The sequence below is a fragment of the Rheinheimera fenheensis genome, from assembly GCF_039871805.1.
GTDB classification, from domain to species: Bacteria; Pseudomonadota; Gammaproteobacteria; order Enterobacterales; family Alteromonadaceae; genus Alishewanella; species Alishewanella fenheensis.
In genome coordinates this window covers 1-25,148 of the sequence record NZ_JBDPJM010000016.1, presented here as the reverse complement: position 1 = coordinate 25,148, position 25,148 = coordinate 1, and the positions used below count along the sequence as shown (strand labels likewise).

Genomic DNA, 25,148 nt, shown 5'->3' with positions numbered 1-25,148 from the left:
TGGCATGGCCGGCACAGAGCTGTATAATAGCCGGCATTCACGACAGGGGCCTGATGGCGAGTATGAAATATAAAGACTTACGCGATTTTATTGCTCAGCTGGAGCAGCGTGGCGAACTGGTGCGGGTTAAAACCGAAGTAAACCCGGTGCTGGAAATCACCGAAATTGCTGACCGCACCCTGCGCGCCGGCGGCCCTGCCCTGCTATTTGAAAATGTGACAGGCCACAGCATGCCGGTACTGGCCAACCTGTTTGGCACACCGCAGCGGGTGGCGCTGGGTATGGGCCAGGAAGACGTAGGTGCACTGCGCGAAGTGGGCAAGTTACTGGCGTTTTTAAAAGAGCCAGAGCCACCAAAAGGTTTAAAAGATGCCTTTAGCAAGCTGCCTATTTTTAAGCAGGTGCTGAATATGTCGGTAAAGCAGGTGAAAAAAGCCGCCTGTCAGGAAATTGTACTAAGCGGTGATGACGTGGATTTAACCCGGCTGCCGGTCATGACCTGCTGGCCAGGTGATGCCGCGCCACTGATCACCTGGGGCTTAACGGTAACCAAGGGCCCGCATAAAGAGCGGCAGAATTTAGGCATTTACCGCCAGCAGGTGCTGGGCAAAAACAAACTGATTATGCGCTGGTTGTCACACCGTGGCGGTGCACTGGACTTTTTTGAGTTTCAAAAAGCCAACCCGGGGCAAAACTACCCGGTATCAGTAGCGCTGGGCGCTGATCCGGCGACTATTTTAGGCGCGGTAACGCCGGTGCCGGATACCTTGTCGGAATACGGCTTTGCCGGTTTGCTGCGCGGCGATAACACTGAAGTGGTCAAGTGTATTAGCAATAATTTGCAGGTGCCGGCCAGTGCCGAAATTGTGCTGGAGGGCTATATCGCGCCGGGCGAAATGGCACCGGAAGGCCCGTACGGCGATCATACCGGTTATTACAACGAAGTGGATAACTTCCCGGTATTTACCGTCACGCACATTACCATGCGCAAAGATCCGATTTACCACAGCACCTACACCGGCCGGCCGCCAGATGAGCCGGCCATTTTAGGCGTGGCGTTAAACGAAGTGTTTGTGCCGATTTTGCAAAAGCAGTTTCCGGAAATTACTGACTTTTACCTGCCGCCGGAGGGTTGCTCGTACCGCTTAGCGGTGGTAACGATGAAAAAGCAGTACCCCGGCCATGCTAAGCGGGTGATGATGGGCGTGTGGTCTTTTCTGCGCCAGTTTATGTACACCAAGTTTGTCATTGTCTGCGATGACGATATTAACGCCCGCGACTGGCAGGATGTAATTTGGGCCATTACCACCCGGATGGATCCGGCGCGTGATACCACCTTAATCGACAATACGCCGATAGATTATCTGGATTTTGCCTCGCCGGTATCGGGCTTGGGCTCAAAAATGGGTATGGATGCCACCAACAAATGGCCGGGCGAAACCAGCCGTGAATGGGGCGAGCCTATTGTGATGGACGAGGCGGTAAAGCAACGTATCGATACGCTGTGGGATAGTCTGGGCATACCGCTGCCGGCCAAGGATGCCAAACCATGACCCACCTGGTAACCCTAGCCCCGGCCCAGCTCAGTTTTGCCGTGCATGAGGGTGAAACCGTGCTTGAAGCAGCGCTGCGCAGCGGTATCGATTTCCCTAATCGCTGCCGCCAGGGCGTGTGCACCAGCTGTGTCTGTAAACTAAAAAGTGGTGAGGTGCGTTATAACGAACCGCAGCCACTGACCGAACTGGACAAACAACAGCAGTTTACCTACTGTTGTTTAGCCTATCCCTGTACCGATTTGGTTTTGCACCATCCTTTTATCCGTGGCTAAGCTAAGGCCCACGCTGAGAGTATTATGACAACAACTTTGTGCACCGTAGATATCATTGAAGCCTTAACGCCCACCGTTAACCGGGTACTGTTAACCCCTGCTACGCCGGTCAGCTTTAGCAGCGGCCAGTATTTGCAGCTGTGTTTAACCGACAGCGATAAAAGGCCGTTTTCGATTGCCAGCATTCCGGGCGCTAAACAGCTGGAGCTGCACATTGGCGGCAGTGTGAATGATCAGTACGCCAGCCAGGCATTAGCGCACTTGCTGCAACAGCATCAGCTGCAGCAGCCGGTACAGGCCGAAATCGGTCTGGGTAACGCCCAGTTTCGCGCTGACAGCGAGCGGCCGGTGATTTTAGTTGCCGGCGGCACCGGTTTCTCCTACGTGTACAGCATTGCGCAAAGCATCGCCGCATCTAAACTGGACCGGCCGGTGTTTGTTTACTGGGGCGTACGCGAGCAAAGCGCGCTCTATCATGCCAGCGTAATGCAGAAGTGGGCGGCGCAGAACAGCAAGTACCGTTTTATTCCGGTTGTGCAGCAGCCAGACAGCCAATGGCAAGGCAGAACCGGTATGGTGCATCAGGCGGTACTGGACGATTTTGTCTCGCTGGAAGCCTACGATATTTATGTCGCCGGCCCTTTTGCCATGGCAGGTGTAGTACGCAATGCCTTTATCGAGCAAGGCGCCCACCGCGAACAGATGTTCGCCGATGCGTTTGCTTATATCTGATAGTAAAAACGCCCATAACGGGCGTTTTTTTATTACAGCAAAGACAACGCTGTTACATAAACTGCTGTTTCATTTCTTTGGCGGGTGCATAGTTTTTCGCTATCGCCTGCTCCAGCAATTGCATACCCTGCTCACGCTGGCCGTCGAGGATTAAGCGGGTGCCAGCCCAGGCCATTACTTCGCCGTCTTGCTGGCCAAGCAGATAATTTTCCCACTGAGTGTCATATGCAGCCATAATGCGCTGTGCCTCAAGGTTGCCATTTTTGGCTGCCTGCTCCCACCAGAACTTGCCTGACATCGTATTTGATACACTGAGCACCGGCGTCACCTGATAGTTGCGCATAAAATTACGATCATAACGACTAACCCGGTACATGCCAGCAGTTATGTCACCGTTAAAACGCTGTCCAACCAATGTTGGCAATTCATTCTCAGGTGCAAAATTGGCAGCGATCTGCTCGGTAATGATGCCGGCATCATCAATCTTCACCGTAGCGTCACCCCAAAAATTGTCAAATGCCGGTTTAAGCTGCCTGGTGTTTTCAAAAATGCTGTAGTCCGGCTCGGATAACAACGGCAAATTTGCATCAAATTCCAGTTGGTTTTCGCCCTGTACCTGCGCTAGCGATAGCACAGTGCCTAACACCAACTGGTGCGAAGGTGAGCCGGCAATCGCATAAGACCATAAATCCAGCTCGCTAATCACCTTGTCAAACTGAACGACCTCTATATCCCCGCCAATAGAAAAATCCATGCGTACGCGCTGCACATGCTTTTTGCCGGTGGCTTCATAACGCCATTTTTTTACAGCTCTTACCGTCTCTTTTTCAAAGACCTTTTCAGGGAAAGCATCCATGGTATCAACGGCAGTCACCGCTCCCGTCTCATCAATTAAAAAACGCACAGCGACGTAACCGAATAGTGATTTACGGGCAGCATCGACCGGATATTTCGGCTCAGCCCGTTTGATGGGCGTTAAAGCAATGTCATCTGCTTGCTGTGTCAAATCTGTCGGCGTAATGACAACTTGCGTTTTTAACTGCTGAAAAAAATCGGTGGCTTGCTGTTTCTGTTGATCGGTTGCCTTGGTAGACAATTGCGTTACAAGCCGTACACTTTGCTCGTGCTCTAAGTATGCCGCCAACTGAAAAAACGCCAGCGCCTTGGCTAAATCTTTCTCCTGCCCTTCGCCCTGATAAGCCATTACCCCTAAGTTAAAAGCGGCCAGCTCATTGCCCAGCGGCAGTAGTTCAGCAAATTGCTGCTGAGCCTCGGCATAGTTTTTCTGCTCATATGCCTTTAACGCATCCAGCATATCCGCCTGTACTGCGCTACTACAGAGCAATGCCAAAGCTAACCACCTTTTCATGTTTTCACCCTCAAATCGCTTTACGTCAATGACTTTACCTAATTTATGACATTTTGCAAATTTGTTTACAACTTGTATAAGGACAGAGCCGTACACTAATCTGGTTTGGCCAGTAAAACTATGCCACAATCACCGCACCTGAAATTGCAACAACAGCCTAAAATGACACATAAAACCTTAATAAAAGTACGTGGTTACCATTTAGATATTTACCAGCATGTTAATAACGCCCGTTATCTGGAATTTTTAGAAGAAGCACGCTGGGGCTACCTGGAAGATAGCGGTGACATTGAGTGGTTTGCCAAACATGGTTTGGCCTGGGTTATTGTGAACATTAATATTAACTACCGGGTGGCCGCCACCATGGGCGATACGCTGGAAGTGTTTACCCGCTTTAGTAAAGTGGGTGGTAAAAGCGCTGTGGTAACGCAGGAAGTGCGTATTGCCGGTAAAGATGCCGTTGCCGCTGATGCACAGGTCACCTTTGTCTGTTTGGATCAGAAAAGCGGTAAAGCGGTAGCCATTGAAGGCGAGTTAAAAGCCCGCTTAGAGCAGCATATTGCGGAATAAGCGCTAACGCTTAATGTGTCTTTCCAGCGCCTGCTTGAGTAAGGCGCTGCTATCTTCCTCATCGCCGCAGGGGCAACCGTGCCAGCCTGGTTCAGGGCACGCTGCGCCAGGCTTTGTCGCGGTAAAACGAGCGCCTGCTGGGCGTCTTGTGGCTCTGTCGGTGTTGGCGGCTCTGGCTGTGCTGGTGTATGTGGCAATCCCGGTGTGGCGTCAGCCAGCTCGTCAGCTTCCTGTTGTGCTGTTGTAACAGATGGCGTCGTATTTATCGACGGAGAAGGCATAACCTCTGGCCCAGTGCTCGTTTCATCCTCTGGCTGTTGCGCTGGTTCTGTTGGGGCCGGAAGCGGTTGGTACAAATAAGTCGGCACCGCTTCAGACGGTGTTGGCGTGACCCTGGTAGGAAATTTAGCGTTTATAAGCGCCGCCAGCAGCATGGCGTGCAATAGCAAAGCCGATAAGACTGGTCGGCCGTAAGCCCGCCAAAAAGCATCTAATGCGCTGATAACACCAGACAAAGAATCGCTGTCCCTGCATCTTTTATTGTTGAGTCAGCATCAGACCTGCAGAACAAGCATAAATTCAGCCGGCGCCATTAATTTTGCCGCCGGCTGAGCGGAGCCCTTAGTAAGGGTTGGTTGGGTTATAGAAACTGCCGCTTCGACCGTCAATGCTTAAACGGGTCGGGCTTACTGCGCTGGCGTTATTCAGCAAGTTATAGCTTTGGCCGGGCAATAATTTGTAACGTAGCAGGTTATTGATGATCACCGGTTGACCACAGCTGGTTTGCTGGTACTGGGTCTGGCTGTCAGCGCGCAGCACATACACCTCATGGCTGCCATCGACCACACCGTTACCATCGGCGGTAACAAACAGTGACGTAGCCTCCGACACCGCCACGACACGGCCCGTGCTACCTAACTTGGCCTGAAACACTGCCGAGCGGCCCATTCGGTCACGCTGCTTAAAGTGAGTGTCGGTAATGATGCCGCTCAGTAGCGGAATATTGAGGAAGTTCGTGCTGATATTGACCGTTTCATGGCAGAAATCAGTTACCGCTTCTGAGCTGATGGCGCCTAATACACCGTCCGGATCGTAAATAAACTGGCCCAGCACATGGTTACCGGCCGAGGTACCGCCAACCGCGCCGCCTTTGTTGTACACATGCACCAGCGCATCCTGCACCTTAGTGCCCTGCCATTGGTTCAGGTAGTCAGACTGATCACCACCGGCAATAAAGACAAATTCTGCACTACGGATAGCCCAGTCAACATAATCGCTGTTGGCTTTGGTACGGGTGTTGACGATCAGGGTTTCTACCGAGGCGGCATTAGTCAGGCCTTGCAGGTAGTCGTTATAGGCTGCGGTACCCGAGGTGCGCAGCACCACAATATTGCCACCTTTAATATGCGGTTTGATACGGTTTGCAAAAGCCGCATCCACGTCGGCACCACCGCCCATCAGTAGCAGCGCCGGGCTGGTCAAACTTACACAGACATCGCTACTGCTGCCAAGCAGTGTCGCTGATAAGCCGCCTGGCTTAGAAGGCCTGACACCGTAGTTGCAATTTTCCGGCTCTGGTTCTGGTTCCGGCTCAGTGCCACCACTACCGCTGCCGGTAAAATTCACCGTTAACTGGTAATTGCCGGTACCACTATAGCGGGTGACTTTAACAAAGTGCGGCCCGGCCGGTGAAGCAACATAGGTGCCGTTTTCCGGATTACTGCTGCTTTGGCCCGAGGCAATATAACTGCCACTGTCCCGGTACAAAAACCAGTCAAAATCGGCATTATTACCATGGCTTAAACTGATACTGATATCACCGGTAGCTGAGGTATTAAAAGCGTACCAGTCCTGATCAGTACGGCTACCAATAGCGGCCTGCACCGCTACGCCGCTACACAGCGGGCCATCAGCGCCACTTTCGCTATTATTGTTTTCGCTTTCTTGTTGCAAACAGGCCTGCGCATTGCCACACAGCAATAGCGCAACTACGCCTAACAGACTTAGTGCTTTCATTGTTACTTCCTGCTTTTGTATTGTTATAGGAAATGGCCTAACGGCCAGGTTTTCTTGCCAGGCACGATGCCGGGCAAAGAATCTGGGAATCAGTTAACGCGGGGAGATCTACTCGTCAAACCACTCGGACAAGTGGTAATCGGTGGCACAGGCATGCAGGTTAGCGGGCCGGGCGACCCACAGCTGAGCATATTCAGCGCTGCATAAACATGTTGCCATAACAGTCTTTTGTGACAGGTTAATGAATAACCAATATTGGCCGCGCGGGCCATTCTGTCAAGCGAATCGGCGAAAATTTGTAAAAAATACCGACAGTGGGTCCACGTAAAAAACGCACCCTAGTTGGATAAAAATGCACTAAGCTTTTGCCATTCCAGCAGTTTTTGCTGAAAATTTAAGCTGGCATGCGCCGGGCTGGTCGAGGGCATGCTAAGCAATGCAACGCCGGCTGGCAGAATGTTGAGCGGTAGTATATGGCGTTTAAAACTGTGCCAGGCTTTAGCACCATTAAACGCAATTAGCCTGAGATCGGGCTGGCTGGCAAAAAAATCGCTGAAGTCATTTAGCTGTTCATGCTGAATGGCGCTGTCGAGGCTGCCGCTACGTTGACAGCTTGCAATCACATCCCACAATGTTACACCGCCAGTTTGCAAAGCGCTGATGCGCTCTTCATAAGGCAGGCTGGCAGAAAAGCCCAGTAGTTGCGCCATCAAGGGCCAAAAGGCATTGCGCGGATGGGCATAGTATTGTTGCTGCGCCAATGATGCCGTGCCTGGCATACTGCCGAGGATGAGCACCCTGGCGCCGGGCCCGGCAACTGGCGCCAGCCCGGTAAGCAGAGGTGTCATGGTGCACAGCACATCAGGGCTTTAGCGACGGTTCATACTGTAGCGCCTTGTGCCAGGCCAGCTCGGCCTGCTCCAGCTCACCTTCCTGCTGCGCCAGATACGCCAGCAGTGCATACAGATAACCATTGCTACTGTGTTCATGCAGCCACTTCTGCACTTGCTTACGCAGTTTTAGCACCGACTTACCCAGCGGGATCTGGCGGATATAAGGCAGTAGCTGTGGCAACTCGGCCAGTTGTAACTGGCTTAGCAGCAGCTTTTCGGCCGCTTCATGCTGGCCACTTTGCGCCATGGCCCAGGCCCGGCCAATATTGGCGGCGGTGGATTTACGCTCTTTTGCCGGCAAGTTTTGCCAGTAATCGGCCGTTTCGTCAAAGCGCTGCTGTTGGCTTAACTGGCTAATGGCCGCCGGATAAATATTAAAGCGTTGCTGCGTCCATTTGTCTTTATCAAACCAATGCTGCTTAAGAGCCGCAGGCACCAGTTGCAGCAGCTGTTGCCACTGGCCGGCCTGTTGCAGCGCATATAAATACAGCTGGCCCAGGCCTTTATCTTCAGTGTCGGCATGGACTTTATCGGCCAGTAGCACGCAGGCCTGTGCCGCCTGGCCCTGTTGCAGCATGAGATCGGCCTGCACAAAGTAGCGACTGTCGCTGTCGTCCGCCAGCGCCTCGACATGCTGCTGCGCCTGGCGGCTATTGCCGGCATAAAAGGCCGCATAGGCCGCCAGCAGATGTTTTTCCTGTAACATAAAATCATCGGCACAGGCTTTGGCCAGGTGCTGACTGGCCAGCTGCCATTGCTGTTTGGCATAGGCCTGTACGCCCAGCTCATAGGCTTGCTGTGCTTTACGCTGGCGGCGCCAGCGGAAAAAATTAAACGACACATGCTGTAGCCTTAGCAGCTTACGCAGCACAAATGCCAGCAACCACAAGGCGGCCGACAACGCCAGCACAAGCAGCGCCAGGCCTAACAGGGTGGTTTCAAATACCAGGCCGCCCGCCACCACTTTGACATAGCCGGCATGATTAACCAGCAGCGGACCAAACCACATTGCCAACACTAATACGGCAACAAGCAGCAGCATGCGGATCATAAGTCCTCTCCTGCCAGTTGCTGCTGATACTGCTGTAGCATAGCCGGGCTTTGTAAGGCACTTAGCACAGGCGCACTGACATCAGCAGCGGCAAGCTCGGTCAGGCTTTGGCTAAATTGCTGTACGCCGGTGTTATCGGCACTGAAATAACGCTGTACCTGATCAGCAGCCTGCTGCAGCGCCAGGCGATAAAGCTCGGGTTGTTGCGTTGTAACGGCCTGTTGCGCCAACTGAATTTGCTGCTGTAAATGGATGCGCAGCATCAGCTGTTGGCTTTGGTTTAAATCAAAGTAGTCTTCCGGCATGGCCGCACGCGGGTTAAATAAACCGCGCCAGGTGTTATGCCAGTGATAAGCCAGCGTTTGCTGCCAGTTGGCTAAAGTGGCCTCGGGCGCTTGTGGCGCAGCGGCTGGAGCCTGAAGCTTTAAGGGCAGTTGCATTACCAGTTGGCGCAGCTGCACCAATTTAACCTGTAACAGGCTGTGATCGGTGGCCGGCAACGCCGCCAGTTGCTGCTTGTCGTGAGCAATGGCCTGCCGTACCGGCAACAAGGATGCATCATCCAGCTCCGCAAGTTTGTCGTCGGCACTTTGCAACAAGGCAATAGCCGTAGCGGCATCCTGCTCCAACCAGATTTTTTGTGCCGCCAACTTTAACAGGTAGTCGGCTTCGGCCAGGCGCCAATGCCGTGGCGGCGCACTATCACGCTCTTGCACCAGTTGACGCAGTGCCTGCATCTGGCTTTGTGTTTGGTTCAGCAACTGCTGTTGTTGCTGCGTCAGACGTTGCTCCAGTGTGCTTAGCTGTTGCTGTTGCCCGGTTAGCCATTGTTGCTGCGCTTGTTGCTGACTGTCCTGTAGCTGACGTTGTTGCGTTTCAAGCTGCTGCAGTTGTTGGCTAAGCGTCTGGTTTTGCTGCTGCAACTGCTGCCACTGCGGCCACAGCCAATATGCACCGGCGCCCACACCGGCACCCAATGCCAGCACCAGCAATAAACTTAGGGCACCACTGACGCTACCACGGCGTGGCGCGGCAGGCTCGGCTTCCATCTTCTGTTTTAACTGCTCCAGCGGTGCGTCCATTTCGGTTGCCCGCTCCAGGGTGTCACTCATTGATATTCCCTCAGTTGCTGGCTGATAGTAGCCAGTAAGGCACTGTCGTTGGCATTATCGGCCAGCCGGATCTTGTCTTCACTAATGCCCAGCGTCAGCGCACTGTCGCGCATCCGCGGGCTGACCAGGATCCAGTCGCAGCTTTGCAGCCAGTGCACATGTTCAGGCCCAACCAACGTAAACAGCTGCTGTAAAATTTCGTTGCTGGTGGCCACAATACAACGAATGCCTGCCAGCTGCCACTGCTGGCACAGTAAAGCGCCATCCAGCGGCAAGGGTAAACGTTTATAGCTTTGCACATAGCGCACGCTGGCGCCACGGGCAGTTAAGCCTTGTTTTATCAGCTCACGGCCGGCATTGCCGCGCACCACCACTATTTGCTTACCGGCTACCTGCTGCAGTTTGGGTAAGGTTAACAACCCTTCACTGCGCTGATCGTCCGGCACGCTTACCTCACGCCCCAGCCAGCGCTGCAGCGCCGAGGCAGTCGTTTGGCCCACAGCATACAGCGGCGCTTTAAGTAGCGCGCCATCCAGTTGTTGCTGTAAACAGCTGACCGCGCTAACGCTGACAAACACGATGGCATCAGCCTGTTGCAGCTGCTGCACATCGCGGGGCGAAATGCTGACCTGCGCTGTGGTAATCAGCGGCTGATATAAATAGCCGGTACCGGCTTCATCCAGCGCCGCTAGCAAATAATCCGCCTTGCCGGCAGGCCGGGTGATCAGTAGCGGTATAGCAGTAGCTGCCGTCATGGCGCAGCCTGATACACCGCTTGCAAAATACGTCCGGCCCCCTGCGCCAGTAACTTCGCGGCCAGCTCGCTACCCAGTTGCTCGGCGTCTTGCACCGGCCCACGTATTTCATCACGGATAATTTCACTGCCATCCACCGCGCCTACCAGGCCGCGCAGCCATAAGGTGTCAGCTTCGAGCACAGCAAAAGCGCCAATGGGCACCTGACAGCCGCCCTGCAGTTTGCGGTTCATTGCCCGCTCGGCCAGCACGCAGGCGCGGGTGCCGGCATGCTCCAGTGGCGCTAACAGTTGCTGCACAGCCTTATCATCACTGCGACATTCGATACCCACTGCACCCTGGCCATTAGCCGGCAGGCTGAGGTCTACCGGTAACAGGCTGGCAATACGCTGCGCAAACCCCAGCCGGATAAGACCTGCGGCGGCGAGAATAATGGCAGCAAACTCGCCGTTATCCAGCTTAGCCAGCCGGGTGTTTACATTACCGCGCAAGTCACGCACGGTTAAATCGGGCCGCAGCGCCTTTAACTGACACTGACGACGCAGGCTGGAGGTGCCCACCACGGCGCCCTTTGGCAATTCGTCCAGCGATTTAAACTGATTGGAGACAAAGGCATCCAGCGGGCTTTCCCGCGGGCAAATGGTGTGCAGCATTAACCCGGGCGGAAATTCGACCGGCACATCTTTCATACTATGCACGGCAATATCGGCACGGCCATCCAGCATGGCTTGCTCTAACTCTTTAACAAACAAACCCTTGCCGCCAATTTTTGCCAGTGGTGTATCGAGAATTTTATCGCCTTGGGTCGACATAGGCACCAGCTCGACCTGTAACTGCGGATGATGGCGCAACAGCTCAGCTTTGACATACTCGGCCTGCCACAGCGCCAGCGCGCTTTTACGCGTTGCAATACGTACAGTTGTCATCTTAATTCGTCACCTGCGCCAGTAAACGGCGCTGAATAAAGCTGCTGATATCAGCCACTTCCTGCGCACACACACTGTGCGGCATGCGGTAGTCGTGCCAGCTAACATTAAAGCCGGCATTTTTCAGCGTGTGGTACGCCTGCTGGCCGGCGGCCATTGGCACCACCGGATCCTGGCTGCCGTGGGCAACAAGCACCGGAGTCGCTTTGTTCAGCGTGTTGCTTTCGTCTTTTAATTTATCAGGCGCGCACATATAGGTAGACAATGCCATCACACCGGCCAGCTTATACGGCAGCCGTGGCAATAAATGTAGCGCTATTACGCCGCCCTGGCTAAAACCGGCCAGAATAATACGTTCGCTGCTAATGCCTTCGCTAATCAGTTTGTCCAGCAGCGCCTGCACCGCAGCGGCCGACTCGCGCACGCCGTCTTCATCGGCGCGGTTGCTTAAGTCCATGGTTTTAATGTCGTACCAGGCACGCATGCGCATGCCGCCATTTACCGTAACCGGCCGCTCGGGTGCATGCGGAAATAAAAAGCGGATGCCGGCATCCGTGGGTAACCTAAGCTCCGGCACTATGGGGGCAAAACCATGGCCGGAATCGCCCAGGCCATGCAGCCACACCACTGCCGCGCGGGTTTCACCCTGCGCTTTCACATCAACAAAAGGAAGTAATGCCATCACAGATCCTTAAAACAACAGCGCCTAAGGCGCCAGATTAAGCGGTTTACCGGCTTGTTTGGCTGCGGCATCGTTCAGTAACTGCCAAAATTCAGCACCGCTGCGGTTATCTATCCACTTATCGCCACGCCATTCAAAATGGTGGCCGTTAAATTTCGTGGCTACCCACAACTGATGCAGGGGCGGCTGCTTGTTGATGATGATCTTACTTTTATCTGCAAAACTGATACTTAGCAGGCCGCCATGCGACTCGTAATCCAGATCAGCGTCGGCGTCTTCTATCGCCTGCTCCACCGCCAGTAGGGTGCTATCAGCCAATTCATCGTATTCTAGGTCATTCATCTGCTTCACCTGTTTGCTTTTATCGCTAAGGATGCGATTATAGAGCGCAACCACCATAAAAAAATAACGTCATGCACGCTTTTACAACCAAAGGTCCGCTGTTAACTGTCGCTGCTGCTGTTTTACTGTGCAGCCAACTAAGTGCTTGTGGTCAAAAAGGCCCGCTTACCTTACCACAACCGGCACCCGAAGTGGCACAGCCAGAGCAAAACAACGCTAATCCAACCCAACCATCGGATGAACCACGTGGACCACTTTAATTACCAGCAAAACCGTTTATTTGCCGAGCAATGCGCACTGAGCGACATTGCCAACACTTATGGCACCCCTTGTTATGTATACTCACGCGCCACTATAGAGCGGCATTATCAGGCCTTTGCCAGCGCGGCCAGCGCCCACCCGCACAGCCTGGTGTGCTATGCCGTTAAGGCCAACAGTAACCTGGCGATCTTAAACCTGCTGGCACGCCTTGGCAGCGGCTTTGACATCGTATCGGGCGGCGAGTTGCGCCGGGTGATTGCCGCCGGCGGCGACGCGAAAAAAGTAGTGTTTTCCGGCGTGGCGAAAACCGCAGATGAAATGCGCTTTGCGCTGCAGTTAGGCATTAAATGTTTTAATGTTGAGTCTGTCGCCGAGCTGGAACGGCTGCAACAGGTGGCCAGCAGCCTGAACATCAAGGCGCCGGTGTCGATTCGGGTGAACCCGGACATTGATGCTAAAACTCACCCTTATATTTCTACCGGCTTAAAAGCGAATAAATTTGGTATTGATATCCTGCTGGCGCGCGACATTTACCGCCAGGCAGCCAGTTACAGCCATCTTGATGTAGTGGGTGTCGACTGCCACATTGGCTCGCAACTTACTGAAACCCAGCCGTTTTTAGAAGCGCTGGAAAAGCTGCTAACGTTAATCGATGCGCTGGCCAGCGACGGCATAGTGCTGAAGCATATCGATATCGGCGGTGGTTTAGGCGTTACCTACGACAACGAAACACCGCCTTCACCGGCCGATTACATCAGCAAGGTAGTAGCGCGGTTAAAAGCTTACCCGCAGCTGGAGCTGATTATGGAGCCCGGCCGCGCCATTATGGCCAACGCCGGTGTACTGCTGACCAAAGTGGAGTTTTTAAAGCCCGGGCAGGAGAAAAACTTTGCTATCGTGGATGCAGCGATGAACGATTTGATCCGCCCGGCGCTGTACAGTGCCTGGCAAGCGATAGTGCCGGTAGAGCGCGACGCCGGCAAGACAGTTGCCACTTACGATATTGTCGGCCCGGTATGCGAAACCGGCGATTTTCTTGGCAAAGACCGCGAACTGGCTATTGCCCAGGGCGACTTACTGGCGGTGCGCTCGGCTGGCGCCTACGGCTTTACCATGAGCTCGAATTACAACAGCCGGCCGCGGGCAGCTGAAGTGCTGGTCGATGGCAACAAACTGCATTTAATCCGCCAGCGCGAGCAGTGGCAGGACTTATGGCGTGGCGAACAGGTCATTACTGACTAGTTAAGGGCACTGATGTTATTACATTTTTCGAAAATGCACGGCCTGGGTAACGACTTTATGATGGTCGACGCCGTTAGCCAGAACGTGTTTTTAACCAAAGAGCAGATCAAAGCGCTGGCCGACAGGCATACCGGCATCGGCTTTGATCAGCTGTTAATGGTAGAGCCGCCCTACGATCCCGAGCTGGATTTTCACTACCGTATATTTAATGCCGATGGCAGTGAGGTAGAGCAATGCGGCAATGGCGCCCGCTGTTTTGCCAAGTTTGTTCGTGCCCGCGGCTTAACCAATAAGCATAAAATTGGCGTTAGCACCAAGTCGGGCAAAATTGTGCTCTATGTCGAAACCGACGGCCAGGTCACAGTAAATATGGGCATACCGCAACTGGATCCTAGCCGGGTGCCGTTTAAAGCACAAAAGCAGGAACTTACCTATATACTGCGCGCCGACGAGCACACCATTTTATGTGGCGTAGTGTCGATGGGTAATCCGCATGCCGTCACTGAAGTGGACGATATTTTAACCGCACCGGTACAGGTGCAGGGGCCCTTGTTTGAACTGCACGAGCGCTTTCCTGAGCGCGCTAATATTGGCTTTATGCAGGTGTTAAACCCCGGCCATATTAAACTGAGAGTATGGGAACGTGGTGCCGGCGAAACTCAGGCTTGCGGCACCGGCGCCTGCGCTGCTGTAGTAGTGGGCCAGCTACAAAAAAAGCTGCAGCAGCAGGTACGGGTAGACTTACCCGGCGGCAGTCTGCATATTCGCTGGAACGGGCCGGGCCAGCCACTAAAAATGACCGGCCCGGCAGAACATGTATACGATGGACAAATACAGCTATGAACGACAGCCTGACTAAGGACAACGACATGCTCGCCGCGCAGGTGGTGTACGACTACCTGCAGGATCACCCGGAATTTTTTCAGCAATACCCGCAGTTGCTGACCAGTTTACGTTTACCGCATCAGCAGCGCGGCAGTGTGTCGCTGGTCGAGCGCCAGCTGGAGCTGCAGCGGGAAAAAATTCAGGCGCTGGAAGATGACATTACCCGCTTAATGTCGGTAGCACGACAAAACGAACAGCTGTTTCTGGCGTTTAACCAGTTACAGGCCGGTTTATATCAGGCCACCAGCCTGCAGCAGGCTGAACAACAACTGCAGCAATTTACCGCCGCCTTGCCACAGGTGAGCGAGTGCCGCTTAATCCGCTTTGACAGCGAGCAAAGCCGCCAGCCGTTTCAGCTGTTGTTATCGCGCCGTTTAAATGAGCAGGGTATTTACCTCGGCCGGCTAAACAAAGAAGAGCAGCAGCCGCTGTTTGGCCAAAGCGTGCACTCTGTGGCGCTGATGCTGGTAAAAGATCAGCAGCAGCCACTGGCGCTGTTAGCTTTTGGCAGCGAACTGGACGATCATTTTCAGCCGTCGATGGATAAGCTGTTTATTGGCCATTTAGCCAGCATGCTGGCCCAGCTGTTACCTGGCTATGACGCCGCCTGACATCCCACTTAGCGCGCAGTGGCTGAAGCCACTGCAGCAATTTTTAGCCTACCTGCAGTTTGAGCGCGGCTACAGCAGTAAAACCCTCGACAGTTATCAGCGCCAGCTTATACAGGCAGCGCAAGCGCTTAACCAGGGTAACCGCCACTGGCTAACCCTGACAGAAGCCGAGCTAAAACAGCATATTATCAGCCTGCGCCTCAGTGCCGCCAAACCGCGCAGCATAGCGCTGAAAGTGGCTGCGCTACGCAGCTTTTACCGCTACTTGTTAGCCCAGGGCCTGTGCAGCGATAACCCGGCGCTGTATTTGTCGGTACCCAAGGCGGCGCGCAGCCTGCCAAAAAACCTTAATGTCGACCAGCTTAACCATTTGCTCTGTTTTGACAGCAGCGACGACATTCTGGCCTGCCGCGATAAAGCCATGCTGGAGCTGTTTTACTCCTCAGGCCTGCGTTTAGAAGAGCTGGTCAATGCCAATATCAGCGATATCGACTGGTCGCAACAGCTACTGCGGGTAACCGGTAAAGGCAGCAAGCAGCGCATCGTGCCGGTAGGTAGCGTGGCGCTTAATGCCCTGCGCGACTGGTTGGCACAGCGACCGGCTTTTAGTGCCAAGTTACCGGAAGACGATGCTGACGCACTGTTTATCAGCAAGCAGCACAAACGCATTAGCAGCCGGCATGTGCGCGAGCGCGTGCAGTTGTGGGCACGCCAGCAGGGCTTGAACCAAAAGCTGCACCCACATATGCTGCGCCACTCATTCGCCAGCCATATGCTGGAGTCCAGCCAGGATTTGCGAGCAGTACAAGAGCTGTTAGGCCACGCCAACCTCAGCACTACTCAGGTATATACCCATCTGGATTTTGCTCATTTAGCCAAGGTGTATGATAGCGCTCATCCAAGGGCGAAGAAAAAGTCCCGCTAACAATACCTTGCGATGCATCCTGCACGGGAACCGGTTTGCCCACACCAACACGCCGTGAATATGTCCCTATAGGCTCGATTCAGGCATCCATGCCTTCAACGGTTGGTTTAGGGCAAGCCGATTTCCTTTTTAATCTCTCCGATAAAAAACGCCCGGCAGAACCGGGCGTTGTTATTTGTTACTAAGCCTTAATTAAACCGCTTAGCCAGCAGGTTATCTACTGAAGCTTTACCGGCGCCGCTAAACAGTAGCGATACGCTGGCGGCCAGCAGTGCTAAACCAAACTCGTAACCGTTGTTTGCCATAAACAAACCGTTCTGAATGTGCACTGCGAATATCGCCACTAACATCGCAATCGCCAGACTTAAGGCTGCCGGGCGGGTTAATAACCCCAGAATTAACGCGATACCACCGAAAAACTCTGCCGCACCGGCTAAAAACGCCATTACAATACCCGGCGATAAACCTATGCTGTCCATCCAGCCGCCGGTGCCTTCTAAGCCATAGCCGCCAAACCAGCCAAACAGTTTTTGTGCGCCATGCGCAGCAAAGATAATACCCACCGGTACCCGCAGCGCCAACGCGCCCCAACCGGCATTTGAGCTTAAAATTTTCTGAACGATTGAAGTTGCCATATCATCACCTGTCAAATTGTTTAAAGTTAAGTTTACTGCCACTCGACAGCAAGCTTTGCGTCGATGAGGTAACTATAGCCGGTTAATTGATGCTGTAAAAACGCAATGTTTTGACTACACTATTCAAAATATTTGAATTCATAGAATGCGAGAGCACTATGCACAATGCCCTGAGTTTAGAGGCGCTACGCGCACTGGATGCGATAGACCGCAAAGGCAGCTTTGCCGCGGCAGCCGAAGCCTTATACAAGGTGCCGTCGGCGCTGAGTTACACCATTGCCAAGCTGGAGGCGGATTTAGGCGTAGCGCTGTTTGACCGCAGCAAACAGCGGGCACAGCTAACACCGGCCGGCCAGTTGTTATTGGATCAGGGGCGCACCTTGCTACACGCAGCGAATCAGCTACAAAACGCCGTTAAACAGCTGGATACCGGTTGGGAAACGCAATTGGTGATCGCCAAAGACAGCATAGTGCCCAACGCGCCCTTGCTGGCGGTAATAAACGACTTTTTGCAACTGGACAAAATAACCCAGCTTAGGGTAACGGAAGAGGTAATGGCCGGTGGCTGGGAAGCGTTGCAAACCGGCCGCGCCGATATCGCGCTGGGCGTATCGGGTGATTTGCCCAAAGGCCTGTTTAATATCGTGCCGCTAGCCGAGGCCGAGTTTGTTTTTGCAGTAGCGCCACACCATCAGCTGGCCGCGCTAAACCGGGTAGTGAATGCTGAAGATGTGCAGCAGTTTGCCGCCATCGTAGTGGCCGATTCGGCACTGGATGCACCCAAGCGCTCATCCGGTTTATTCGATAGCCGCCAGCGTGTTATTGTCGATAATATGCAGGCCAAAATAGATGCGCAAAAACAGGGCTTAGGCATCGGTTTTCTGCCACGCCACCTGATACAAGATGAGTTGGCGCGCGGTGAACTGATCGCTAAAGCCTGCAGTATTCCAAGAGATAAGATCCCGCTGTATCTGGCATGGCATAAGCAACATCAGGGCCAGGCACTTAGCTGGTTTAGTCAGCAGCTGGCAGAAGTAAACTGGCAGCAGGTGTTTGCGCCATTAAACAGGTAACCGCATGCAATTATTTAAAGCATTACAACCAATACAAGTGCTGTCGTTTGATTTGGACGACACCCTGTATGATAACAAACCGGTGATTGCCGCTGCCGAGCAGGCCATGCTGCAGACGCTGGCGTTACATGCGCCGCAAAGCCAGGGGCTGAATAGCGAGTTTTGGTGGCAGCAGCGCAAACTGCTGGCCAAAACCAACCCAGACATACGCCACGATATTGGCCGCTGGCGCCTGCTGGGCCTGGAGGCAGGCTTACTGTCGCTGGGCCTGGCTCAATCTAAAGCCAGCAACATTGCTCAACTGGCCTACGCGGCCTTCTTAACTGAGCGCACCCGCATTATGCTAAAACCTGACATCATTCGGCTGCTAAGCACCCTGGCAAAGCATTACCGCCTCATTGCGATTACCAATGGCAATGCCTCTATTCACAAGATGGGCGTGAGTGAGTTGTTTGAATTTAGCCTGCAAGCCGGGCCTGACGGCCGAATGAAGCCCTATGCCGATTTATTTCTCGCCGCCGCCGACCGGCTGCAGGTTGAGCCCAGTGCAATACTGCATATTGGCGACAGCCACCGCGCAGATGTGCTGGGCGCCTTGAATGCCGGCTGCCAGGCCGCCTGGCTGGATCATCATAAAAGCGCCGTAAGCATACTGCCGCATATCCGCCTGACCGATGTGCAGCAGTTACAGCTTTTACTATCCCACTAAGTTAGCGGAACTCTACTTCTGCCGTTCCAGAAACGATGGTGTGGTGCGCTGCCAGCAGATGTCGCCGTTTTTGTGTAGCATGGCAGAGTCAATCACCAAACGTCCCTGGGCATAACTGATACCCGGCTGTTGTGCTTTGATAAAGGTACCGGACAGCTGCACCCATTCACCATTACAGGGGGAAAAAGACAAACTACCTTCTTCGGTATCTGAATCATCTAACACGTTTATGGCGTAAGAGCTAATGCGCAGCTCAGCGTGGTCTTTAGAGAAATACAACGCATCGTGATGAAACCCTACAAAATAGCCATCCACCACTATTGCTTTGTCAAAATACTGCTCGGGTGAATCAAGCAAACTAATCACATTAGTAAGCGCCTGATAAGATTTTTGCTGTGCCGCTGCTGGGTAGGCACAACCCGCGACCGTAACCACTATAAATGCAACCAAATAACTTAACTGGAACTCTTTCACTGAATGCTCCCGGAAATAATCAATAAACTCTGCTAAATGTGAGGCCATCTGTAATATGTAACGACCTAATCGCATTCACACCAGTACCCATAAAAAAAACGGGGCGACGTGCGTTTCTAGCAAGTTTTTTATAGTCCACCCAAAAGTGCTCGGAATTAAAGCTCTCTAAACGAGTCTTTGGTGGAACACCAATTAAAATAGCCACAGCGCTATTATCATCGCGGATTTTTACAAAATTACAAACCATGCCATTGTTGCCGTTACATTCGTGGCCACTAAGTACATTAAATCTGACACGACTAAGCTCGTATTCACCTTTTTCGTTGCGTCTTATCACCAACCCCAAAGGTTTGTTCACTCTCATCCTATCATAGCCTGCCCCCTCAGCTGCCGAGCGCACCTCACTACCAACTTGCCCTCTGGCCTGATCCAATGCCTGCATAAACCTCTTGTCGTCACATAGCGCTTTACACTCTTCAATCCCTGCCATCTTGCTTTCTCCTGATAAAACGAAGCCGCAGTATAAAAACACCCAACCATAACATAAACTTTATTTAAACCATTAATTAACATTATCGTTGGAATATGCTGGTTATTTATCCACTAAAAAGGCGGGCTTTACTTGGCGCTTTGGCCTGGGCTGTTATAATGGCGGCCATTGTGGTTAGCGAGATTGACTAATGGATGTTTCTTACCTGCTGGACGGGCTTAACGATAAACAACGCGATGCGGTGGCCGCACCACCGCAAAATATGCTGGTGCTGGCCGGAGCCGGCAGTGGCAAAACCCGCGTGCTGGTGCATCGTTTAGCCTGGTTAATGCAGGTAGAGCGGGTGGCGCCCTATAGTTTGCTGGCGGTAACCTTTACCAATAAGGCGTCGCAGGAAATGCGCGGCCGCATTGAAAGCACTATAGGCGTTAGCTTAAACAACCTGTGGATGGGCACCTTTCACGGTTTGTCGCACCGTATGTTACGCGCACATTATCAGGACGCCGGTTTGCCGCAAGGCTTTCAAATCATCGACAGCGACGACCAGTACCGGCTGGTAAAGCGGGTGCTAAAAGCGCTGAACCTGGATGAAAAACACTGGCCACCAAAACAAATTCAATGGTTTATTAATGCCCGTAAAGATGATGGCCTGCGCCCGGGCATGATTGACGCTGCCGGTGATTTTAGCCTGCAGCAAATGGTAAAAATTTATGCCGCTTATCAGGACATGTGCGACCGCGCCGGCTTGGTCGACTTTGCCGAAATCCTGCTGCGCAGCTTCGAGCTGTTAAAGCAAAACAGCGAGGTACGCGGCCATTATCAGCAGCGCTTTCGTCATATATTGGTAGACGAGTTTCAGGATACCAATGCTATTCAGTACCAGTGGCTGCGTTTACTGGCCGGCACTAATGCCAAAGTGATGATTGTCGGCGATGACGACCAGTCAATCTACGGCTGGCGCGGCGCCCGGGTAGAGAACATTCAAACCTTCTTAAAAGATTTCCCCGATGTAGAAACGGTGCGACTGGAGCAAAACTACCGTTCAACTGAGACCATCCTAAAAGCCGCCAATGCAGTCATTGCCAACAATACTGACCGGCTGGGTAAGGATCTTTGGACCGACGGTGCCCGTGGCGAAGTGATCTCGTTATACACCGCCTTTAACGAGCTGGATGAAGCGCGCTTTATTGTCGGCCGTATCCGCGACTGGCATAAACAGGGTGATCGGTTGTCAGAGACGGCAATTTTATATCGAAATAACGCTCAGTCGCGGGTATTGGAAGAAGCATTAATTCAGGAAGGGCTGCACTATCGCATTTATGGCGGTCTGCGCTTTTATGAACGGCAGGAAATTAAAGACGCCCTGGCCTATTTGCGCTTGCTGCATAACCGCCAAGACGATGCGGCGCTGGAGCGGGTGATTAACACGCCGGTGCGTGGCATTGGCGATACCACCTTCAATAAGGTGCGTGAATATGCCCGCGCCCAACAACAAACACTGTGGCAAAGCCTGCAGCAAATGTTGGCGCAAAAGCAGCTTACAGGCCGCGCTGCTTCGGCTATCAGCACTTTTATGCAGTTAATCGACGAGCTTGATAGCCAGGTCACCGATTTGCCGCTGCATGAGCAGGCTGAGCATGTCATTAAACGTTCTGGCTTATATGCGATGTATCAGTCGGAAAAAGGCGAGAAGGCCGAAACCCGCATTGAAAACTTAAACGAGCTGATCACGGCCTGCCAGAACTTTGATGAACGGCGCGCCGAAGATATGACGCCACTGGCGGCGTTTTTATCACAAGCAGCATTGGAAGCGGGTGAATATCAGGCCGAAGAGCACTCAGACGCTGTGCAGCTGATGACATTACACAGCGCTAAAGGCTTGGAATTCCCGCTGGTATTTATCTGCGGTTTGGAAGAAGGCATGTTCCCCAGCCAGCAAAGTGGGGATGACCCAACAAGGCTAGAGGAAGAGCGCCGGCTGTGTTACGTCGGTATGACGCGGGCAATGAAAAAGCTGTATTTAACCCATGCCGAAAGCCGGCGGCTATACGGTCAGGAGCAATACCCGAAACCCTCGCGCTTTATCCGTGAAATTCCGGCGGAATATGTGGAAGAAATTCGCCTGACGACGCAGGTTAGCCGGCCCACCCAGTTTAACCGCTTCGGCAGTGCCGCCAGCCATGTCGCTTTTGAAAACACCGGCTTTAAACTGGGCCAGCGTGTACTGCACGATAAGTTCGGTGAAGGCACAGTACTGAATTACGAAGGCACCGGCAGCCAGTCGCGTATTCAGGTCAATTTTGACGGCCTGGGCAGTAAGTGGCTGGTTACCGCCTATGCCCGCTTACAGGCTATCGGCTAAATGCACAGCAGCCTGCTGAGTCAACTGCAGCAGTGGCAACAGCAGGCAGCCAGCCTGCACATCCGTTTGCCTGTGGTTTGGCAGGGCGAACGTGCCGAATTGCTGGCACAGTGTCAGTTATTGCTGCAGCAGCATCAAGCAACTACTTTATACTGGCTGGGCGATAATGCACCTGAGCACGCCATTCAATTAAGTAACCGGCAAAACTATCAGCTGCTAGGTAGCGAATGCGATATGCTGGTGGTCAATGCTTTTAGCGGTTTTAACGCTGATCTGGTGGCGGCCTCCGCAGGTTGTGTTAAAGCCGGCGGTGTTTGGCTGCTGCTATGCCCACCTTTTGCGCAGTGGCGACAACAACCCAATACTGCACATAAAAACCTGCTGCCGTATCCTTTGCATGCTAATACTCATCAGGGCCATTTCATCCCGTTTTGGCTTAACCAGCTGCAGCAACAAAATGTGCTGCTATTGGAAAATCAAAATCTGGTAAAACCGCTTAATTGGCCAGCAGCACCTGAGCCATTTACCGCTACGGCGCCTTGTGTCACAGCCGATCAAACACAAGCGGTACAGGCAATTTTACATGTGGTTAGTGGCCACAGGCGCCGGCCGCTGGTGCTGACCGCTGACCGGGGTCGCGGCAAGTCTGCAGCGCTGGGTATTGCCGCCGCCCAGCTTATTAACACAGCCACAGCGGCTAAACAGGTTGTTATTAGCGCGCCATCGCCGCAGGCGGCGCAAACTACGCTACAACATTTTCAGCAGCTGACAAACCCAACACATCACTCGCAGCTGCAGTTTGTGCCTTTTGATCAGCTGCTGCGTGACAAACCCAAAGCCGACTTATTGCTGGTCGATGAAGCTGCTGCTATCCCAACACCTGTGCTGCAACAGTTGCTAGCACAGTTTAGCCGTATTATATTTGCGACTACCGAGCATGGCTATGAAGGCACCGGCCGCGGTTTTCAGCTGCGCTTTATGCAGCACCTGAGCGAACAGTGCCCTAAGTGGCATAAGTTAGAGTTAAAACAACCAATTCGCTATCAGCAGCAGGATCCGTTAGAGCAACTGATCTTTAGCGGTTTCTTGCTCAAGCAACACCTGGCGCTGCCAGAGCAGCTTAACGCCGCTGCACAACAATATTGTCAGTATCAGGCCAGCAACTGGCTTAGCCAGCCAGATAAACTGCAACAGGTGTTTAGCCTATTAAGCCTGGCGCATTATCAAACGCAGGTAAAAGACTTAGCTGCCTTGTTGGATAACAGCCAACTGCAGGTATTTACGCTGGAACAGCAAGGCAAGGTATTGGCCTGTGCACTGGTCAGTATTGAGGGTGGCATTAGCGCCACACTGACAGAGGCGATTTACCGCGGCGAGCGGCGGCTGCAAGGCCATTTACTGGCACAAAGCCTAGCATTTCATCTGGCACGGCCCGAGTTAGCACAGCTGCCGTTATGGCGGGTAATGCGTATTGCCGTGCAACCTGCCTTACAAAGACAACAATTAGGCAGCAACTTACTGCAGTATATTGCGGGTGCTGCTAAACAACAGCAGCTAGCTTATTTAGGCACCAGTTTTGCTGCCAGTACTGAACTTATCCACTTTTGGCAGCAAGCCGGCTATCAGCCTGTGCGGCTGGGCCACAGCAGTGATAATGCCAGCGCTGAATATTCAGTATTAATGCTACGCGCGATCAAAGGCGATGCCGATGTGGTGCATGCGATGCAGCACGATTTCAACCGACAGCTCTACTGGCGCTTAGCGCATTATCCCAGACTTAACACCAGGCTGTTACTGAAGCTCATCGAGCCGCCACAATCGGCGCCTCTTACTGCAGCAGAGCGGGCTCAGCTTATGCTGTTCTGCCAGGGCAAACGGCCTTATGAATTAGTCAGTCATTTGCTGTTAAGCTGGTTTAATCTACATTACCAAAAGCTTGAAGCAGGGTTACAACAAGAGTTGGCCGCCCTACTATGGCAACAACACTGCTGGGCGGAACTACAACGCCAGTTTGGTTACAACAGCATGAAGGCTATGCTGACCGGGATAGCAAAAGCCCTGCTTAATGGTGGGTATTTGTCGTGTTCCACCACAGATTAAGCTGATCAAACCAGTAATCACTTTCTTTTTTTGTTAGCTCAGGCTAAGGTGCCGCCAACATTTTTCGGATATTGTCTTTATGTTAATTGTTTTACCTTTGCTGGGTGCATTAACACTGACTGCAGTCAGTGGCCAAAGCTGGTCTACGTCAGAAAAGCGTACGCTGCAATCAGCTATTAATAGCGCTCTGCATTCTGCCGAGATCACTAAATTTTACCAGCTCTGTAAAGAGCAACCTGCAGATGGCTCGGCGCCATACAGCCTGACTGATAAAGAGCAACACCGTCTGCAAACACTTCTGCAGCAGAAAGTGCATACACAGAATATTGAACAGCTACTGAAACTGGACAGCAAACTGACACAAAGTGTTAAAGCGAATATTGTTGCACCGTCAAACTGTGAGGACAGTAAGGCAGTGCAGACCTTATTAGATAATTACGAAGTGGCGTTATTCTCACTCGACATCGCTATGCCATTGGAGCGTGCGATAAGCCGGAGTGCAGTCGTTAAAACTCCTCAGGCCAGTTCAAACGCGGTTCAACAACTTATTGATCGCAGTCATGCTATTGCCCTGGTCAATGTTGTTGATAAACAACAACTAAACGCTGTACAACAAGCCAATTATCTGCACCCGGATTACAGCAGTCGTTATGTGTTTAAAGTCCAGCACGGCTGGAAAGCTAACGTGAGTTACTATCTTGGCATGCACATTTTTGTAAGCGATAAAGATTTCGACAAGCTAGAACAACAATGGCTGATTTTTCTAGACAAAAATGGCCATTTTATTAAAGCGTTAGAATTCAGCAAAGCCAGACCCTACCTGAACACCTTGAAAGATGCCCAGTGGCGTTATGATGTATATGGTAACCTGCACCGCAATTAATACTGAAGTACTGAAGAAGCCCCCTTTGCGGGCTTTTTTATTGCTGGCATTAGAGCGGTTTTGCATATCGTTCGCCCGCTCGGGCAGATAACCATCAGGTAATGCAAATAAAAAAACCCTTCGTTTTCACGAAGGGCTTGTTTATTTGGGAGCCTGGCGGTGAACTACTCTCGCATAGCGAATGCTACACTACCATCGTCGCAGCTGCGTTTCACTTCTGAG

General features: G+C 52.6%; 26 protein-coding genes. 14 read left to right on the top strand and 12 right to left on the bottom strand.

All coding sequences use genetic code 11. The features are described 5' to 3' along the window. Positions 1-62: 62 nt before the first annotated feature. From ubiD to fre, 3 genes are read left to right on the top strand one after another with little or no spacing between them, the layout of a single operon-like run. Positions 63-1,553, top strand: coding sequence for a 4-hydroxy-3-polyprenylbenzoate decarboxylase (gene ubiD, locus ABGI61_RS16340; RefSeq protein WP_347603338.1), 1,491 nt, complete (start codon positions 63-65; stop codon positions 1,551-1,553). Continuing rightward, complete coding sequence (locus ABGI61_RS16335; protein WP_347603311.1) at positions 1,550-1,828, top strand: 2Fe-2S iron-sulfur cluster-binding protein; 279 nt, start codon at positions 1,550-1,552, stop codon at positions 1,826-1,828. Before ubiD ends, ABGI61_RS16335 begins: the two co-directional genes overlap by 4 nt. Positions 1,829-1,852: 24 nt before the next feature. After that, a complete protein-coding gene (fre, locus tag ABGI61_RS16330) occupies positions 1,853-2,560 on the top strand; it encodes an NAD(P)H-flavin reductase (RefSeq protein WP_347603308.1) in 708 nt (235 codons plus the stop codon). Between the two features lie 52 nt (positions 2,561-2,612). Here fre and ABGI61_RS16325 read toward each other — a convergent pair whose 3' ends face one another. Continuing rightward, positions 2,613-3,929 carry a TonB family protein gene (locus ABGI61_RS16325; protein WP_347603305.1) on the bottom strand — a complete coding sequence of 439 codons (1,317 nt, stop codon included), beginning with the start codon at positions 3,927-3,929 and terminating at the stop codon, positions 2,613-2,615. A gap of 162 nt (positions 3,930-4,091) precedes the next feature. Between ABGI61_RS16325 and ABGI61_RS16320 the strand changes: the two genes are divergently transcribed. Further along, positions 4,092-4,499, top strand: coding sequence for an acyl-CoA thioesterase (locus tag ABGI61_RS16320; RefSeq protein WP_347603302.1), 408 nt, complete (start codon positions 4,092-4,094; stop codon positions 4,497-4,499). A gap of 621 nt (positions 4,500-5,120) precedes the next feature. On the opposite strand, the gene ABGI61_RS16315 is transcribed toward ABGI61_RS16320, so the two are convergent. The 8 genes from ABGI61_RS16315 to cyaY all read right to left on the bottom strand — a co-directional run bounded on the left by ABGI61_RS16315 (position 5,121) and on the right by cyaY (position 12,276). Then, on the bottom strand, positions 5,121-6,515 hold the full coding sequence (locus ABGI61_RS16315; RefSeq protein ID WP_347603299.1) for a Type 1 glutamine amidotransferase-like domain-containing protein: 1,395 nt from the start codon (positions 6,513-6,515) through the stop codon (positions 5,121-5,123). Between the two features lie 338 nt (positions 6,516-6,853). After that, complete coding sequence (locus tag ABGI61_RS16310) at positions 6,854-7,363, bottom strand: DNA-deoxyinosine glycosylase (RefSeq protein WP_347603296.1); 510 nt, start codon at positions 7,361-7,363, stop codon at positions 6,854-6,856. Between the two features lie 13 nt (positions 7,364-7,376). Continuing rightward, the gene (locus ABGI61_RS16305) at positions 7,377-8,459 is read right to left on the bottom strand and encodes a heme biosynthesis HemY N-terminal domain-containing protein (protein WP_347603294.1); all 1,083 of its coding nucleotides are present in this window, start codon (positions 8,457-8,459) and stop codon (positions 7,377-7,379) included. Continuing rightward, complete coding sequence (locus ABGI61_RS16300) at positions 8,456-9,571, bottom strand: uroporphyrinogen-III C-methyltransferase (protein WP_347603291.1); 1,116 nt, start codon at positions 9,569-9,571, stop codon at positions 8,456-8,458. Before ABGI61_RS16300 ends, ABGI61_RS16305 begins: the two co-directional genes overlap by 4 nt. Further along, the gene (locus tag ABGI61_RS16295; RefSeq protein WP_347603288.1) at positions 9,568-10,326 is read right to left on the bottom strand and encodes a uroporphyrinogen-III synthase; all 759 of its coding nucleotides are present in this window, start codon (positions 10,324-10,326) and stop codon (positions 9,568-9,570) included. Before ABGI61_RS16295 ends, ABGI61_RS16300 begins: the two co-directional genes overlap by 4 nt. Further along, entirely contained in the window at positions 10,323-11,252 is a 930-nt protein-coding gene (gene hemC, locus ABGI61_RS16290) for a hydroxymethylbilane synthase (protein WP_347603286.1), read from the bottom strand. Before hemC ends, ABGI61_RS16295 begins: the two co-directional genes overlap by 4 nt. A gap of 1 nt (position 11,253) precedes the next feature. Beyond that, entirely contained in the window at positions 11,254-11,934 is a 681-nt protein-coding gene (locus ABGI61_RS16285; RefSeq protein WP_347603283.1) for an alpha/beta hydrolase, read from the bottom strand. A 24-nt stretch (positions 11,935-11,958) separates the two neighbouring features. Continuing rightward, positions 11,959-12,276: an iron donor protein CyaY gene (gene cyaY / locus ABGI61_RS16280; protein ID WP_347603280.1), complete on the bottom strand. Its 318-nt coding sequence runs from the start codon at positions 12,274-12,276 to the stop codon at positions 11,959-11,961. Between the two features lie 71 nt (positions 12,277-12,347). Between cyaY and lptM the strand changes: the two genes are divergently transcribed. Genes lptM through xerC form a run of 5 tightly spaced genes read left to right on the top strand, consistent with a single transcriptional unit; the run spans position 12,348 to position 16,200 of the window. Continuing rightward, positions 12,348-12,536, top strand: coding sequence for an LPS translocon maturation chaperone LptM (gene lptM / locus ABGI61_RS16770; RefSeq protein WP_440590663.1), 189 nt, complete (start codon positions 12,348-12,350; stop codon positions 12,534-12,536). Next, a complete protein-coding gene (gene lysA / locus ABGI61_RS16275) occupies positions 12,523-13,779 on the top strand; it encodes a diaminopimelate decarboxylase (RefSeq protein ID WP_347603278.1) in 1,257 nt (418 codons plus the stop codon). The genes lptM and lysA overlap by 14 nt, the downstream gene beginning before the upstream one ends. 12 nt (positions 13,780-13,791) lie before the next feature. After that, positions 13,792-14,622 (top strand): diaminopimelate epimerase, encoded by an 831-nt coding sequence (gene dapF / locus ABGI61_RS16270; protein ID WP_347603275.1) that lies wholly within the window; start codon positions 13,792-13,794, stop codon positions 14,620-14,622. Further along, a complete protein-coding gene (locus ABGI61_RS16265; RefSeq protein WP_347603272.1) occupies positions 14,619-15,275 on the top strand; it encodes a DUF484 family protein in 657 nt (218 codons plus the stop codon). Before dapF ends, ABGI61_RS16265 begins: the two co-directional genes overlap by 4 nt. Next, positions 15,262-16,200, top strand: coding sequence for a tyrosine recombinase XerC (gene xerC, locus ABGI61_RS16260; RefSeq protein ID WP_347603269.1), 939 nt, complete (start codon positions 15,262-15,264; stop codon positions 16,198-16,200). The genes ABGI61_RS16265 and xerC overlap by 14 nt, the downstream gene beginning before the upstream one ends. A gap of 188 nt (positions 16,201-16,388) precedes the next feature. Here xerC and ABGI61_RS16255 read toward each other — a convergent pair whose 3' ends face one another. Beyond that, positions 16,389-16,835, bottom strand: coding sequence for a DoxX family protein (locus tag ABGI61_RS16255; RefSeq protein ID WP_347603266.1), 447 nt, complete (start codon positions 16,833-16,835; stop codon positions 16,389-16,391). Positions 16,836-16,993: 158 nt separating this feature from the next. Between ABGI61_RS16255 and ABGI61_RS16250 the strand changes: the two genes are divergently transcribed. Further along, complete coding sequence (locus tag ABGI61_RS16250; protein ID WP_347603263.1) at positions 16,994-17,908, top strand: LysR family transcriptional regulator; 915 nt, start codon at positions 16,994-16,996, stop codon at positions 17,906-17,908. A gap of 4 nt (positions 17,909-17,912) precedes the next feature. Beyond that, a complete protein-coding gene (locus ABGI61_RS16245) occupies positions 17,913-18,617 on the top strand; it encodes an HAD-IA family hydrolase (protein WP_347603260.1) in 705 nt (234 codons plus the stop codon). 12 nt (positions 18,618-18,629) lie between these two features. On the opposite strand, the gene ABGI61_RS16240 is transcribed toward ABGI61_RS16245, so the two are convergent. Next, positions 18,630-19,091 (bottom strand): hypothetical protein, encoded by a 462-nt coding sequence (locus ABGI61_RS16240; RefSeq protein WP_347603257.1) that lies wholly within the window; start codon positions 19,089-19,091, stop codon positions 18,630-18,632. Positions 19,092-19,110: 19 nt separating this feature from the next. Beyond that, positions 19,111-19,581 (bottom strand): hypothetical protein, encoded by a 471-nt coding sequence (locus ABGI61_RS16235; RefSeq protein ID WP_347603254.1) that lies wholly within the window; start codon positions 19,579-19,581, stop codon positions 19,111-19,113. A gap of 190 nt (positions 19,582-19,771) precedes the next feature. Here ABGI61_RS16235 and uvrD point away from each other — a divergent pair, with 190 nt between their 5' ends. The 3 genes from uvrD (at position 19,772) to ABGI61_RS16220 (ending at position 24,926) form a co-directional block, all read left to right on the top strand. Next, on the top strand, positions 19,772-21,943 hold the full coding sequence (uvrD, locus tag ABGI61_RS16230; protein ID WP_347603251.1) for a DNA helicase II: 2,172 nt from the start codon (positions 19,772-19,774) through the stop codon (positions 21,941-21,943). Then, positions 21,944-24,043, top strand: a complete 2,100-nt coding sequence (locus ABGI61_RS16225) for a GNAT family N-acetyltransferase (RefSeq protein WP_347603248.1) — start codon at positions 21,944-21,946, stop codon at positions 24,041-24,043. It abuts the gene before it with no gap. Between the two features lie 79 nt (positions 24,044-24,122). Beyond that, positions 24,123-24,926, top strand: a complete 804-nt coding sequence (locus ABGI61_RS16220) for a hypothetical protein (protein ID WP_347603246.1) — start codon at positions 24,123-24,125, stop codon at positions 24,924-24,926. The last annotated feature ends 222 nt before the right edge of the window (positions 24,927-25,148 follow it).

Excerpts from the sequence above, each read along its gene's own strand:
- ubiD (WP_347603338.1), top strand. The coding sequence starts at position 63 with ATGAAATATAAAGACTTACGCGATTTTATTGCTCAGCTGGAGCAGCGT.
- ABGI61_RS16335 (WP_347603311.1), top strand. The coding sequence starts at position 1,550 with ATGACCCACCTGGTAACCCTAGCCCCGGCCCAGCTCAGTTTTGCCGTG.
- fre (WP_347603308.1), top strand. The coding sequence starts at position 1,853 with ATGACAACAACTTTGTGCACCGTAGATATCATTGAAGCCTTAACGCCC.
- ABGI61_RS16325 (WP_347603305.1), bottom strand. The coding sequence starts at position 3,929 with ATGAAAAGGTGGTTAGCTTTGGCATTGCTCTGTAGTAGCGCAGTACAG.
- ABGI61_RS16320 (WP_347603302.1), top strand. The coding sequence starts at position 4,092 with ATGACACATAAAACCTTAATAAAAGTACGTGGTTACCATTTAGATATT.
- ABGI61_RS16315 (WP_347603299.1), bottom strand. The coding sequence starts at position 6,515 with ATGAAAGCACTAAGTCTGTTAGGCGTAGTTGCGCTATTGCTGTGTGGC.
- ABGI61_RS16310 (WP_347603296.1), bottom strand. The coding sequence starts at position 7,363 with ATGACACCTCTGCTTACCGGGCTGGCGCCAGTTGCCGGGCCCGGCGCC.
- ABGI61_RS16305 (WP_347603294.1), bottom strand. The coding sequence starts at position 8,459 with ATGATCCGCATGCTGCTGCTTGTTGCCGTATTAGTGTTGGCAATGTGG.
- ABGI61_RS16300 (WP_347603291.1), bottom strand. The coding sequence starts at position 9,571 with ATGAGTGACACCCTGGAGCGGGCAACCGAAATGGACGCACCGCTGGAG.
- ABGI61_RS16295 (WP_347603288.1), bottom strand. The coding sequence starts at position 10,326 with ATGACGGCAGCTACTGCTATACCGCTACTGATCACCCGGCCTGCCGGC.
- hemC (WP_347603286.1), bottom strand. The coding sequence starts at position 11,252 with ATGACAACTGTACGTATTGCAACGCGTAAAAGCGCGCTGGCGCTGTGG.
- ABGI61_RS16285 (WP_347603283.1), bottom strand. The coding sequence starts at position 11,934 with ATGGCATTACTTCCTTTTGTTGATGTGAAAGCGCAGGGTGAAACCCGC.
- cyaY (WP_347603280.1), bottom strand. The coding sequence starts at position 12,276 with ATGAATGACCTAGAATACGATGAATTGGCTGATAGCACCCTACTGGCG.
- lptM (WP_440590663.1), top strand. The coding sequence starts at position 12,348 with ATGCACGCTTTTACAACCAAAGGTCCGCTGTTAACTGTCGCTGCTGCT.
- dapF (WP_347603275.1), top strand. The coding sequence starts at position 13,792 with ATGTTATTACATTTTTCGAAAATGCACGGCCTGGGTAACGACTTTATG.
- ABGI61_RS16265 (WP_347603272.1), top strand. The coding sequence starts at position 14,619 with ATGAACGACAGCCTGACTAAGGACAACGACATGCTCGCCGCGCAGGTG.
- xerC (WP_347603269.1), top strand. The coding sequence starts at position 15,262 with ATGACGCCGCCTGACATCCCACTTAGCGCGCAGTGGCTGAAGCCACTG.
- ABGI61_RS16255 (WP_347603266.1), bottom strand. The coding sequence starts at position 16,835 with ATGGCAACTTCAATCGTTCAGAAAATTTTAAGCTCAAATGCCGGTTGG.
- ABGI61_RS16250 (WP_347603263.1), top strand. The coding sequence starts at position 16,994 with ATGCACAATGCCCTGAGTTTAGAGGCGCTACGCGCACTGGATGCGATA.
- ABGI61_RS16245 (WP_347603260.1), top strand. The coding sequence starts at position 17,913 with ATGCAATTATTTAAAGCATTACAACCAATACAAGTGCTGTCGTTTGAT.
- ABGI61_RS16235 (WP_347603254.1), bottom strand. The coding sequence starts at position 19,581 with ATGGCAGGGATTGAAGAGTGTAAAGCGCTATGTGACGACAAGAGGTTT.
- uvrD (WP_347603251.1), top strand. The coding sequence starts at position 19,772 with ATGGATGTTTCTTACCTGCTGGACGGGCTTAACGATAAACAACGCGAT.
- ABGI61_RS16225 (WP_347603248.1), top strand. The coding sequence starts at position 21,944 with ATGCACAGCAGCCTGCTGAGTCAACTGCAGCAGTGGCAACAGCAGGCA.
- ABGI61_RS16220 (WP_347603246.1), top strand. The coding sequence starts at position 24,123 with ATGTTAATTGTTTTACCTTTGCTGGGTGCATTAACACTGACTGCAGTC.